The 12,013-nt window shown below is 45.4% G+C and carries 11 protein-coding genes; 9 read left to right on the top strand and 2 right to left on the bottom strand.

Translation table 11 applies throughout. The features are described from left to right. The first annotated feature begins 26 nt into the window (after positions 1-26). The 3 genes from R7035_RS03185 to R7035_RS03175 all read left to right on the top strand — a co-directional run bounded on the left by R7035_RS03185 (position 27) and on the right by R7035_RS03175 (position 2,341). Positions 27-497, top strand: a complete 471-nt coding sequence (locus R7035_RS03185) for a GNAT family N-acetyltransferase (RefSeq protein WP_005374960.1) — start codon at positions 27-29, stop codon at positions 495-497. Between the two features lie 118 nt (positions 498-615). After that, on the top strand, positions 616-1,698 hold the full coding sequence (locus tag R7035_RS03180) for a type I restriction endonuclease (RefSeq protein ID WP_053303885.1): 1,083 nt from the start codon (positions 616-618) through the stop codon (positions 1,696-1,698). A 184-nt stretch (positions 1,699-1,882) separates the two neighbouring features. Continuing rightward, entirely contained in the window at positions 1,883-2,341 is a 459-nt protein-coding gene (locus R7035_RS03175; RefSeq protein WP_053303884.1) for a GNAT family N-acetyltransferase, read from the top strand. Positions 2,342-2,375: 34 nt separating this feature from the next. Here R7035_RS03175 and R7035_RS03170 read toward each other — a convergent pair whose 3' ends face one another. Continuing rightward, positions 2,376-2,888: a DUF2799 domain-containing protein gene (locus R7035_RS03170; protein WP_005374970.1), complete on the bottom strand. Its 513-nt coding sequence runs from the start codon at positions 2,886-2,888 to the stop codon at positions 2,376-2,378. Between the two features lie 259 nt (positions 2,889-3,147). Here R7035_RS03170 and R7035_RS03165 point away from each other — a divergent pair, with 259 nt between their 5' ends. The 4 genes from R7035_RS03165 (at position 3,148) to R7035_RS03150 (ending at position 7,131) form a co-directional block, all read left to right on the top strand. Continuing rightward, the gene (locus R7035_RS03165; RefSeq protein ID WP_053307945.1) at positions 3,148-3,858 is read left to right on the top strand and encodes a response regulator; all 711 of its coding nucleotides are present in this window, start codon (positions 3,148-3,150) and stop codon (positions 3,856-3,858) included. Further along, positions 3,858-5,300, top strand: coding sequence for a two-component system sensor histidine kinase CreC (gene creC, locus R7035_RS03160; RefSeq protein ID WP_104980176.1), 1,443 nt, complete (start codon positions 3,858-3,860; stop codon positions 5,298-5,300). Before R7035_RS03165 ends, creC begins: the two co-directional genes overlap by 1 nt. Positions 5,301-5,375: 75 nt before the next feature. Continuing rightward, positions 5,376-6,716, top strand: a complete 1,341-nt coding sequence (gene creD, locus R7035_RS03155) for a cell envelope integrity protein CreD (RefSeq protein WP_262651696.1) — start codon at positions 5,376-5,378, stop codon at positions 6,714-6,716. Beyond that, positions 6,703-7,131, top strand: a complete 429-nt coding sequence (locus R7035_RS03150; RefSeq protein WP_053303880.1) for a DUF2809 domain-containing protein — start codon at positions 6,703-6,705, stop codon at positions 7,129-7,131. Before creD ends, R7035_RS03150 begins: the two co-directional genes overlap by 14 nt. Before the next feature lie 505 nt (positions 7,132-7,636). Here the strand turns inward: R7035_RS03150 and R7035_RS03145 are convergent. Beyond that, positions 7,637-8,311 carry a fructose-6-phosphate aldolase gene (locus tag R7035_RS03145; protein ID WP_053304029.1) on the bottom strand — a complete coding sequence of 225 codons (675 nt, stop codon included), beginning with the start codon at positions 8,309-8,311 and terminating at the stop codon, positions 7,637-7,639. A gap of 258 nt (positions 8,312-8,569) precedes the next feature. Here R7035_RS03145 and R7035_RS03140 point away from each other — a divergent pair, with 258 nt between their 5' ends. Beyond that, complete coding sequence (locus R7035_RS03140) at positions 8,570-9,511, top strand: glycyl-radical enzyme activating protein (RefSeq protein ID WP_262651699.1); 942 nt, start codon at positions 8,570-8,572, stop codon at positions 9,509-9,511. A 2-nt stretch (positions 9,512-9,513) separates the two neighbouring features. Then, positions 9,514-11,952, top strand: a complete 2,439-nt coding sequence (locus R7035_RS03135) for a formate C-acetyltransferase/glycerol dehydratase family glycyl radical enzyme (protein WP_262651701.1) — start codon at positions 9,514-9,516, stop codon at positions 11,950-11,952. Positions 11,953-12,013: the final 61 nt, after the last annotated feature.

Genomic DNA, 12,013 nt, shown 5'->3' with positions numbered 1-12,013 from the left:
TGAGCATAAAAACAACAAGGAAGATTATGATTACTATTGAAAAGTATTCGCCTGAGCGACATAAACAAACTTGCGAACTTAGCGTGCTAGAAGAGCAATCGCAGTTTACGGTCGCGGATGTGGGTGAAATGCTTACATGTCTTGAACCTACAGAACTTCCGCATCTGATTTTGGCAGACGATGACGTGGTTGGCTTTTTTCTATTTGATGCAGCTTACAGCGAGAAATACGATTTTTGCCCGAAAAACAGTTTAGGCGTGCGTGCTTTGCTGGTGGATCACCGTCATCAAGGCAAAGGCATCGCCAAGCAAGCCATTCAACAGTTTGCCGATTTCGCCAAACGCCATTATCCCGAGTTTGATGCGCTTTATCTCACCGTGAATTGCCGCAACATACCCGCTTATCAGTGCTATTTAAAATCAGGGTTTGAAGATACCAATGAGCTTTACCACGGCGGCCCCGTTGGACCGCAGCACATTATGAGACAACCGCTTTAAGTTCGCTGTTGGGTGAGTGTTTGCATATGGCATTCAAACTTTTAACTACACAACATTTTAAGATACCAGTGTCATATATACTTTAAGTATTTAAATGAACAATATGATGGAGTGTCTTATGGATTTTATAGAACGAGTTCAAGCTCTTTCCAAAAAAATTCCCCAAGTATCAGCGAGTTTAGCTACAGAAGAAGCAACAAAAAACGCATTAGTAATGCCATTTTTGCACTCTGTATTAGGTTATGATGTCTTTAATCCAAATGAGGTTATCCCTGAGTTTACTGCTGACATTGCTACGAAGAAGGGAGAAAAAGTAGATTACGCACTCATTAAAGATGGGGTTGTACAAATTCTTATCGAGTGTAAAAAATTTGGTGAGCCATTGGCCACTAAACATGCTAATCAATTGTTTCGGTATTTTTCAGTAACCAATGCTCGTATTGCGATTTTAACTAATGGATCTGAATATCAGTTTTTTACGGACTTAGACGCTCCAAATAAAATGGATGAAAAGCCGTTTTTGACTTTGGATCTTGCCAATCTTGATGAGCACGTAATTCCCGAAGTGAAAAAGCTTACCAAGTCTTCTTTTGATGTTGAGTCTGTAGTTGATGCTGCCGGTGAGCTCAAGTACCTCAATCAAATTAAAAAAGCACTTCATGAACAGTTTCAGAACCCTGAAGAGGAGTTTGTAAAATTCTTTACTTCAAAAGTGTACGATGGCGTCCAAACCGCAAAAGTCAAAGCACAGTTCATGGATATTACAACGAAGGCTCTAAAACAATTCTTGAACGACAGCATTAATGCTCGATTGAAATCTGCAATTGGTGGAGATGATAAAGCACCGATCAAGGTAGACGATAGCGTTAACACCTTTGAAGAATCCGTCGAACCTGCTCAAGATAAGCCCAAAGTTCAAACGACAGATGAAGAGATCGAGGGTTTTAATGTAGTTAAGGCGATATTGCGACAACAAGTTGATGTACAGCGAGTGTGCGCCCGTGATACGCAAAGTTATTTTGGTATCCTGCTTGATGACAACAATCGGAAGCCATTATGTCGCCTTTGGTTCAATACCAAACAAAAGTACATTGGCCTCTTTGATGAAGCTAAAACAGAAACCCGCCATCCAATCGACTCGATTGACGATATTTTCAAATTTAGTGAACAGTTACAAAGTACGCCAGAACTTTACGAATAGGCTTACATAGAAATGCAAATGAAGCTCCAACACATGATGTTTTGATATCTGTGCTGGGGCTTTTCTATTATTCAATCGCCTTAGTTTTGTACAAACCTAGGTATCTTTGAGTTTTGGGATGGACATTTAATTTTAAAACATATACTTAAGGTGACTTAGATAGTTAAAAGCCAAGGATGGAAAGATGAGGATTGAAATCGACAATTTAGAACGGTCGCAAGTGATAGCGCTGTTGGAAGGACATTTACAGGACATGTACGCCACGTCACCACCAGAAAGCGTGCATGCGTTAGATTTAGATAAGCTCAAAGCGCCAGAAGTGACATTTTGGACCGGATGGAAAGGTGAGCAACTGCTTGGGTGTGCGGCGATTAAAGAGTTGGATGACCAACACGCGGAGCTGAAATCCATGCGCACCACGCCTACGGCAAGAAACCAAGGTGTGGCATCTCAATTATTGATTCATGTGATTGAGCAAGCGAAGCAAAAAGGTTTGCAGCGCTTGAGTTTAGAAACGGGCTCGATGGAGTTTTTTAAACCAGCGCGCCTGTTGTATGAAAAGCATGGCTTTGTGTACTGCGAGCCGTTCGGGGATTACGAACTCGATCCGAACAGTCAATTCATGACCCTAGAACTGAGCTAGGGCCATGAATTTTTAGAAGCTAAATCCAATCGATTTAGAAATTCAGATTCAAGTTGATGGTTGGCGACAAGAGGCTTGAACGCTCGTCAGCCAATCGCTTTCTCTTCTCTTTCAGTCTCTTGGCATTATCTTTGTCTGGATTGCCATCAAGCTGATTATCGATGACCGAGATTTCAGTATCGATTTGTTGGATGCGTTGCTGGCGTTGATATTCTTGATGACCTAACTGGTAGTTCTCAATAAACTCTTTGCTGCTGCATACACCGTAATATTCTTTGCCTTCGATACCGACAGTGTACCCATTGTCTGGTGAGCAATATTGGATAGTGCCTTTATCAAAGCCTTCTTTCCATTTCGCTCGGTCGGGTGTCACACCCGCTTCACCACAGTCTTCGGTATAGCTATTGATAATGTTTGGATCGTTGCCGTCTCGGCCATCTTGATAACCTACGTTGTACCAGTTTGCCGTTTTGCACTCATCCGGAGACATGCTGGCGCAACCTGAGAGCAAAGTCAGTAAAGCCAGGGGGATTAGCGCTCTTTTCATCAGTGACTGTCCTTTAAATAAAATCGAATTGATAACTTGAGTTTAAAATGAACACTGTTCATATCAATGGTTGAAATCATTGTATTCACAATTGTGGTGACTCATTAATCTAAGTGATAAATTTATTATGCTGAATAGAAGTGTGTTTGATTAGTATTATCCACGAACTGCGCCTTTGCTGCATCAATCCACTAGCCTTGGCCCCAAATTAAGTGATAATACCAACATAAAGATAAACACCGTCAATGAGGCTAAGACATTGAGCGAACAACCCACCGTCCTTATTATCGAGGATGAATCTGCTATCGCAGAGAACCTGATTCATGTATTAGAGATGGATGGCTACCACGCAGAGTGGTTTACAACAGCAGGAGAGGGCTTAGCTTTTTTGCAGCACAACTCCGCAGCGTTACTTGTCTTAGACGTAGGCTTACCGGATGGCAATGGTTTTGAATTATGCAAAACCATCCGTGAGTTTTCTGATATTCCCATAATCTTTCTCACCGCAAGAAGCGATGAAATTGATCGCGTAGTCGGTTTGGAAATTGGCGCGGATGATTACGTGACTAAGCCATTTAGCCCGCGCGAAATGTTGGCTCGCATTAAACTTCGAATCAAAGCTAAAGCGCCAATGATGGAGGACAAACCAGAGCCTGTAGCTGTTCCAGAACAACCTCATTTGAACCATGATTTAGTTGCGCAGAACTTCGACTACGGTGTTGGCGGGCAAATGCTTGGGTTAACTGCGGTCGAATTTAAGATTCTCGATAAACTGATTTCTGTCTCTTCCAATGTATTGAGCCGAGAGCAACTTATGGTCGCTGCTGACATGGCGCCGGAAGCTGCGTACGAGCGCAATATTGATACCCACATCAAAGCCATTCGCCATAAGTTGAAGCCGTTTGAGATGTCTGAACGCATCTGTACCAAGCGTGGCTTTGGTTACTTTTACTGCATTAAAGGTGAATGATGAATCGCTGGCCGAAGATCCCTCTTGGACTCAGACTGTTTTTTCTCTACTTCATCTTAGTCGGAATGACGGCTTACATGGTGAGCAAAACGGTCGTCCAAGAACTTAAGCCAACCGTGCGTCAAACCACCGAAGAGACGCTGGTGGATATGGCGAACTTGCTTGCAGTATTGGCAGAAGAAGATGTTGCGAACGGAAAGTTGTCTGAAAGTCGCTTCTCCAAACTACTAGCGGCTTATGGGCAGCGAGAGCCTCAAGCGCGCATTTGGGAAATTGGCAAAAAAGCGATTAACCATCGAATTTACATTACCGATAAACAAGGCATTGTGATTGCGGATTCTTGGCAGCAAGACGTAGGCAAAGACTACTCGCAATGGAACGATGTATATCTCACGTTGCGTGGTCAATACGGCGCGCGCAGTACCATCGAAGACCCGAAAGATCCGCTCTCAACCGTTATGCACGTGGCTGCGCCCATTTACCACAAAGGTGAAATCATTGGCAGCGTGACGGTGGCAAAATCCAATCGCTCAGTACAACCCTTCATCGATCTTTCTAAACGCAATGTGCTGTTTTGGATGGTGTGGATGAGTGGTTTAGTGCTATTGGCAGGGGCATTGTTTGCTTGGCGAATTCACTCAGCACTGAACAAGCTAGAAGACTACGCGACCAAAATGGGTGAAGGTGAAAAGGTCTCTAAGCCGACATTTCGTATCTTTTATGAGTACGGCACGCTAAGCGATGCATTAGAGAAGATGCGCAATCAACTCGATGGTAAACAATATGTGGAAGAGTACGTACAGACGCTGACTCATGAGCTGAAAAGCCCGTTATCAGCGATTAAAGGCGCGAGTGAAATATTGCAAATGCCGTTGCCTGCAGAAAAGGTCACGCGCTTTGCTGGCAATATTGAGCGAGAAAGCGACCGCATGCAGTCATTGATTGATAAGTTGCTCGAACTGGCTCGTCTTGAAAAGCGCCCCGAGCTAGAGCAAGTCGAAGCTATCTCGCTAAAACAAATGGTCAATGAAGTGGTTGAATCGGCGGATGCGCGCTTGAGTGCAAAGTCGGTGATTGCCAACATCCAAATTGATGACCATCTCGCCGTGCTTGGTGATGCCTTCTTACTGAAACAAGCCGTTTTTAACTTGATGGACAATGCGCTGGATTTTGTTGATTCGGAGGGATGCATTGAATGGAAAGCTGAGGTCGCGAAAGAGAAAATGTGCCTGTCGATTTTCAATTCAGGTCCTCACATTCCCGACTACGCGATGTCGCGTTTGACGGAACGCTTCTACTCCCTCGCTCGGGAAAATGGCGTTAAGAGCACTGGGCTCGGGCTGAATTTTGTTGAGCAAGTGATCAAGCTGCACAAAGGTCAGTTACAAGTCGAAAACGTCGATTCTGGCGTGAAAGTGACCCTGATTTTACCAACTCCATAGAAACTCCACATTAGCTCCATTCGTTCTCCAAATTGCTGATTTAGATTACTTCCATCAGCAAATGGAGAATGAAACATGAAAAAGATCCTCAATAACCAACTCGGCACGAAGTTCGCCTTCGTGCTGTTTTTGTTTGTCTTACTGCAAATCCCGCTTTCAATGGTCACAGGACTGATCTCAGAACGCTCATATCGCCAAGATGAAGTCAGAAACGACATCGCACGCAGTAGCAGCGGCGAGCAGCGCATCATTGGTCCATTCATCATGGTTAACTACACCGAAACCAGTTACCGAGATGACAAAGTACAGATTAAAGAGCGTCGTAAATTTCTTTTACCTAGCACTTTTGATATGAGCGCGAATCTGGACAGTTTTGAAAAGTACCGAGGCATTTACCGTGCGCGTTTATACAAAGCACAAGTGGCACTGAAAGGCACTTTCGATGCAGACGATCTCGCGGCGTTGCATGGGCTTGATATTGACAACATGAGCCTAGTGGTTGGCATTGAAGACAGCCGCGGATTAATTCGTTTGGATGACATGACCATGGCGAGTGCTAACATCGAAGTCGCACCGGGAACGGGGTTAGACCAGTTACCACAAGGCTTCCACAGTACTCTGACACTTGCAGACCTAAACGCAGAACAACCTTTGGCATTCGATCTTAACTTCTTGTTGCAAGGGATGGGGCAGCTTCAAGTCACACCAATCGGCAGTCAAACAACGGTTGAGCTCTCTTCAAAATGGGCGCATCCAAGCTTTATCGGTGATTACTTACCGGTGTCGTCAGAGGTATCTGAAGATGGATTTAATGCACAGTGGGCGAGCAATAACTTCTCTACCAATATTGCGCAGCTGTTCCAAAGCTGTTTGTCATCGAATCATGCGTGTCACGAGCTTGAACAGCGACAAATGGGCGTAGATTTGATTGACCCCGTTGACCACTATTTGAAGTCTCACCGAGCTGTGAACTATTCACTGTTGGTTATCACATTAGTATTTGCGAGTTTCTTCTTACTGGAGCTGTTCCAAGCGCGTCCGGTTCACCCAGTGCAATACGGCTTTATTGGTCTGGCTTTAGCGCTTTTCTATCTGTTGTTGATTTCGATGAGTGAACACCTCGGCTTTAACTGGGCGTATGTGGTGTCGGCAATCGCCTCGACGGGACTTTTAAGTGTGTACGTGAGCGGTATGTTGAGCAACACCAAGCACGGCGCGGTATTCGGAGCGTGTTTGCTCACTCTCTACGGATTACTGTTTGGCTTGCTACAAGCAGAAAGCTACGCATTGGTTATGGGGACATTGCTGTGTTTCGCGATTTTGAGCTTCACTATGGTTATTACACGCAACATCGACTGGTACGCACGAAATAAGAAAGCGGAAGAAAGCGCAAAGGCGAATCATGAAGATGTTTAAACGAGCAATTCTCACTGGGCAGCCAAGCAATATGGTGGAAGAAACGTCTGCTATCCGCCTGCAATTTTCTGCAAAAAATGGACTCAAAAGCTTGGTGTGTTTTATCGCATTGGTCGTTATCGCGCTCTATGTTCGAGACAGCTTTATTCGTCCGACAGTTGGTGATGTTCTCGTTGTGGTTTGGCTCTACTACTTTCTTGCAAGCTTGTTCTCCATGCCCGTTAACTGGCTGGTTTCACTGGTGGTGTTGATTGCGTTTGCTGTTGAGTTAGGGCAATTGTTACAGGTCGCGGTTTGGCTTGGTATCGAATCTTCATCGCCTCTGGCTGTGATTTTGGGCGCCACATTTGATTGGAAAGATCTGCTGGCTTACTGCATCGGGGGTCTACTGTGTTGGTGGATGGAAAAGAAATGAAAACCGAGATGAAAGCCATTGCGCTACCAAACCGACTCCGCCATTCCAAACGAGGTATTCGTAAAAGGATCAAAATCAGTTTACTAAAGCGCGTGTACCTTTGGTCACTGACCAATAGAGAACTACTGTAGCGCTACTTCTCTATCTGAAATACAAAAGGGAATCTTAACTCACCGGCGCACAGGGTGAGTTAAGATTCCCTTTATTAATAGGGTCTATTGAGCTTTCAAGCTGATTTTTGCAGCTGTTTGTGGGTAATTTATATAAGGCAGAGACATTTGAAATGTAGTTGGTGTAACTGATAAGCCGGTAATGAAGTAGAAATGAACCACAAACGCTGCCCGAAGGGTTCGGCTAAAAGCGTTTTACTCTTTGTTGAGAGGTAATTGCTTAGAATGACTAGGCGGCAAACCTCTCGCCGCGATTAAAACGCTTTTATCTCGAACAAAATTTAACCATGAAAGTTCAATAGACCCTAACTAAGACATCTAGCTGCTATTTTTAATTAGCTTTCAAATGAAAGCTTCTCGCCGAACGTCTCTTTCCAGTCTTTATCGAACTGTTCAACCGCCGGTTTTACTGCTGGATGTGCGAACATTTGTGCCGCCACATCAGTTGGCAATGTAATGGCTTCGATGCCCAGTTTCATCACCTCCATCGCTTGTTGAGTATTCTTGAAACTGGCTGCCAAAATCTTCGCTGGTAGTTGGTTTTGATCGAGCAACAATTGAAGATCCGCGACCACTTCAACACCGTTGCCGTTCATCGTATCAATGCGGTTTACGTAAGGTGCTAGGTAGTCTGCACCGCACAGTGCTGCAAGGAAACCTTGTTGAGCTGAATAGATAGCGGTAGCAAGAACCTGAATTCCCTCTTTTTTCATTAGCTTAATTGCAGCTAAGCCTGTTTCTGTTGCTGGCACTTTTACCACCATGTCGTAAGGCAATTCATTCAATTGGCGTGCTTCTGCCACCATGCCTTCGACGGTTGAACTCACTACTTGAGCGTGAAAGCGAGGTGTCCCGCCAAGTGCTTCTTGCATGCCTGCTAGGGTTTCATTCAGTCCCTGTTTTGACTTCGCCAAAATGCTTGGGTTTGTCGTCACGCCTTTTAGCGGTAGGCATTGGTTAAAGCGTTTTACTTCTGCCACATCAGCAGTATCTAAATAAAGTTCGATCATGGTTTCTACCTTAAACAAAATCTTCGTTTTGATGATGGGATCACTATAGATCTGACAATCGAACGAGATCTTGATTTTGATCAATTGATATTTCATTTGAAACTATAATAATTTCATTAAATGAAAGCTGAGTGAAACTTGTAAACGCTCAAATGAAGCTTTCAGTTCGAACAAAGAAAAACCGCTCATAAGACTTAACCAGTAAGAAAGAAACGAATTAGGTACACAGCGGTAGCACAGACCAAGAGGCAAGCAGAGATGTATTTCAATATCCAACGATTCTCTACCCATGATGGCGATGGCATTCGTTCCATTCTTTTTCTTAAAGGATGCAGCTTGTCTTGCCCTTGGTGTCAAAACCCAGAAAGCCGCAGCGAAAAGCATTCACTGTTGTTTGATCAGCGAAGCTGCATGGAAGATTGCCAGCTGTGCGTTTCTGCTTATCAAGCCACAACTCAATCCAGAGCGGATAGTGAAACGGTGGGTGATGGTATTCAACGTATCGACAACCAGATCATCATTAATCGCAAAGCCATCAAAGAAGACCAACTGATCGCGCTTCGAAACGTCTGTCCTACGCAAGCACTGACTGTCTGCGGTGAAGAAGCAAAATCAGACATGCTGTTCGACACCTTGATGAAAGACAAACCTTTCTACGACCAAAGCCAAGGTGGCGTGACCTTCTCAGGTGGTGAGCCTCTCATGCAAGCGGATTTGGTGGCAGAACTCGCGCAGCGTCTGCATGACAACCAAGTCTCTACCGCTATTGAATCGTGCATGCATGTGCCGTGGAAGAACGTCGAAAAAGCCGCGCCGCATATTGATTGCTGGTTGGCGGATTTAAAACACACCGATGAAGAAAAGTTTCTTAGCTGGGCGAAAGGTTCACTAAAACGCATCAAAGACAATTTCCGAAAACTGGCACCTATCGCGAAACGCATTGTGATTCGCGTTCCCGTTGTGCCGGGGTTCAATGACACCATCGAAGAGTTGAAAGACATCATCGATTTTGCGGCTTCACTAGAGAGCTGCCAAGAACTTCACTTGCTGCCGTACCACACGCTCGGCATCAATAAATACCGTTTGCTCGATATGCCTTACGAGTGTTCTGACAAGCCATTAAACAAACCAGAACTGCTAGAAAGCGCCATGCAATACGCAAGCGAAAACACCCAACTTAACGTGATTGTAAGAGGTTAACTATGGACCTGAATTACCTTCCTGAGCGTATCAAAGCGCACAAATCGGCACTGGTAAATATCGTAACGCCACCTGTCTGTACCGAGCGTGCAGAGGCATACACTCGTGCTTATCAAGCAAACGAAGACAAACCTGTGATTGTCCAACGTGCGTTAGCACTGCAAGAGCACTTACGCACTCGTACGATTTGGATTAAACACGATGAGCTAATCGTCGGTAACCAAGCGAGCAAAGTACGTGCTGCGCCTATTTTCCCAGAATACACTGTACGTTGGATTGAAGCGGAAATTGATGAGCTAGCCGACCGCCCTGGTGCAGGCTTTGCGGTCACTGAAGAAGATAAGCAAAGCATTCACAGCATCACACCGTACTGGCGCGGTAAAACCGTTCAAGACCGTTGTTATGGCTTGTTCACTGATGAGCAGCAAGAAATCTTAGCCAGCACCATTATTAAAGCTGAAGGCAACATGACTTCGGGTGACGCGCACCTTGCGGTGGATAACGAGAAAATATTGAAGCTAGGCATGAACGGCTTGTTAGAGGATGTTCGTCAGCACCGTGCTAACAATGATGTTTCGACCTTTGAAGGCTTGAAGAAAGAGCAGTTCTACAAATCGGTCGAAATTGTACTGCTTGCCATTCAAGACCACATGGTGAGCTACGCTGAATTAGCAGCAAAAATGGCGCTAGAAGAGACGCGTCCGCTACGCAAAGCTGAGTTAGAAAGCATTGCGGCAAACTGTCGTCATGTCGCGAGCCACGCGCCAGAAAACTTCTGGCAAGCACTGCAGTTGAGCTACTTTGTTCAACTGATGCTACAAATCGAATCGAATGGTCACTCGGTTTCTTTCGGTCGTATGGACCAATTCCTAAACGAATTTTATGTTCGCGATATCGAAAACGGCACGATTGAGAAAGACTTTGCATTAGAGCTTTTACAAAGCTGTTGGTTGAAGCTGCTTGAAGTAAACAAGATTCGCTCTGGTGCTCACTCGAAAGCATCGGCAGGTTCTCCGCTGTATCAAAACGTGTGTATCGGCGGTCAGAAGTTGAATGAAAAGGGTGAGCCTGAAGACGCAGTGAATCCCCTTTCTTGGGCGATTCTGGAATCTTGTGGTCAGTTGCGTTCGACGCAACCTAACTTGAGTGTGCGTTACCATGAGGGTTTGAACCAAGAATTCCTGATGGGCTGTATCGAGGTGATTAAGTGCGGCTTCGGTATGCCGGCGTTCAACAACGATGAGATTGTCATCCCTGAATTCATCAAGCTTGGCGTAGAGAAAGAAGACGCTTACAACTACGCATCTATCGGCTGTATCGAGACGGCGGTTCCGGGCAAATGGGGTTACCGTTGTACGGGTATGAGCTTCATTAACTTCGCTCGTATCTTGCTTGCCTCATTGAACGAAGGTGTGGATGCAACAACGGGTAAAGCTTTCTTGCCGCACGATAAGTCATTAGCAAAAGGCAACTTTGAGAACTTTGAGCAAGTGACGGCTTCTTGGGCAGAACAAATCCGCTACTACACCCGTAAATCGATTGAGATTGATACAGTCGTCGACAGCGTGCTTGAACAGCAAGCACAAGACATCTTCTGTTCAACGCTGGTGGATGACTGTTTGGCTCGCGGTAAAACAGTGAAAGAAGGTGGCGCGAAATACGATTGGGTATCTGGTTTGCAAGTCGGTATCGCGAACTTGGGTAACAGCCTAGCTGCCATCAAGCACCTTGTTTTCGATGACGCGCAAATCACTCAGCCCCTTATCTCACAACAACAGCTAGCAAAAGCATTGGCAGAAGATTTCGATGGCATGGAGAACGAACAGCTTCGCCAACGTCTTATCAACTTTGCACCAAAATACGGTAACGATGATGATGCAGTAGACCAACTACTGGCAGACGCTTACCAAGTGTACATTGATGAGCTAGAGCAGTTCGTTAATACGCGTCATGGGCGTGGTCCAATTGGCGGAGGTTACTACGCAGGTACTTCAAGTATCTCGGCAAACGTCCCATTCGGTGCTTCAACCATGGCAACGCCGGACGGTCGTAAAGCGAAAACACCATTGGCAGAAGGTGCAAGCCCGTCGTCTGGCTCAGACCGTTTAGGTCCAACAGCTGTGTACAACTCGGTCGGTAAGATCCAAGCGAATAAGATCCTTGGAGGCGTGCTGCTTAACCAGAAGTTAAGCCCGGCAGCGGTTGAGTCTGAAGGGGATAAGCTCAAGCTTTCTATGTTGATTCGTACCTTCTTCAACCACCACAAAGGTTGGCACGTGCAGTACAACATCGTTTCTCGTGAGACCTTGTTAGCCGCGAAGAAGAACCCAGAGCAATATCGTGATCTTGTTGTGCGAGTTGCAGGCTACTCAGCGTTTTTCACCGCGTTATCACCAGATGCGCAAGACGACATCATCGCACGTACCGAGCACGAGCTGTAAGTACACTGATTAACTAAAACCAAAGGCACCGATTGGTGCCTTTGGTTTGAATACTTAATCC

Source organism: Vibrio sp. 1731 (assembly GCF_033339955.1).
Taxonomy (GTDB): domain Bacteria; phylum Pseudomonadota; class Gammaproteobacteria; order Enterobacterales; family Vibrionaceae; genus Vibrio; species Vibrio alginolyticus.
The sequence above is the reverse complement of the archived record's forward strand: the minus strand, read 5'-3'. Positions and strand labels throughout refer to the sequence as shown.

What these genes read in the sequence shown, in the direction of transcription:
- R7035_RS03185 (WP_005374960.1), top strand. Translation starts at nt 27, where the DNA reads ATGATTACTATTGAAAAGTATTCGCCTGAGCGACATAAACAAACTTGC.
- R7035_RS03180 (WP_053303885.1), top strand. Translation starts at nt 616, where the DNA reads ATGGATTTTATAGAACGAGTTCAAGCTCTTTCCAAAAAAATTCCCCAA.
- R7035_RS03175 (WP_053303884.1), top strand. Translation starts at nt 1,883, where the DNA reads ATGAGGATTGAAATCGACAATTTAGAACGGTCGCAAGTGATAGCGCTG.
- R7035_RS03170 (WP_005374970.1), bottom strand. Translation starts at nt 2,888, where the DNA reads ATGAAAAGAGCGCTAATCCCCCTGGCTTTACTGACTTTGCTCTCAGGT.
- creC (WP_104980176.1), top strand. Translation starts at nt 3,858, where the DNA reads ATGAATCGCTGGCCGAAGATCCCTCTTGGACTCAGACTGTTTTTTCTC.
- creD (WP_262651696.1), top strand. Translation starts at nt 5,376, where the DNA reads ATGAAAAAGATCCTCAATAACCAACTCGGCACGAAGTTCGCCTTCGTG.
- R7035_RS03150 (WP_053303880.1), top strand. Translation starts at nt 6,703, where the DNA reads ATGAAGATGTTTAAACGAGCAATTCTCACTGGGCAGCCAAGCAATATG.
- R7035_RS03145 (WP_053304029.1), bottom strand. Translation starts at nt 8,311, where the DNA reads ATGATCGAACTTTATTTAGATACTGCTGATGTGGCAGAAGTAAAACGC.
- R7035_RS03140 (WP_262651699.1), top strand. Translation starts at nt 8,570, where the DNA reads ATGTATTTCAATATCCAACGATTCTCTACCCATGATGGCGATGGCATT.
- R7035_RS03135 (WP_262651701.1), top strand. Translation starts at nt 9,514, where the DNA reads ATGGACCTGAATTACCTTCCTGAGCGTATCAAAGCGCACAAATCGGCA.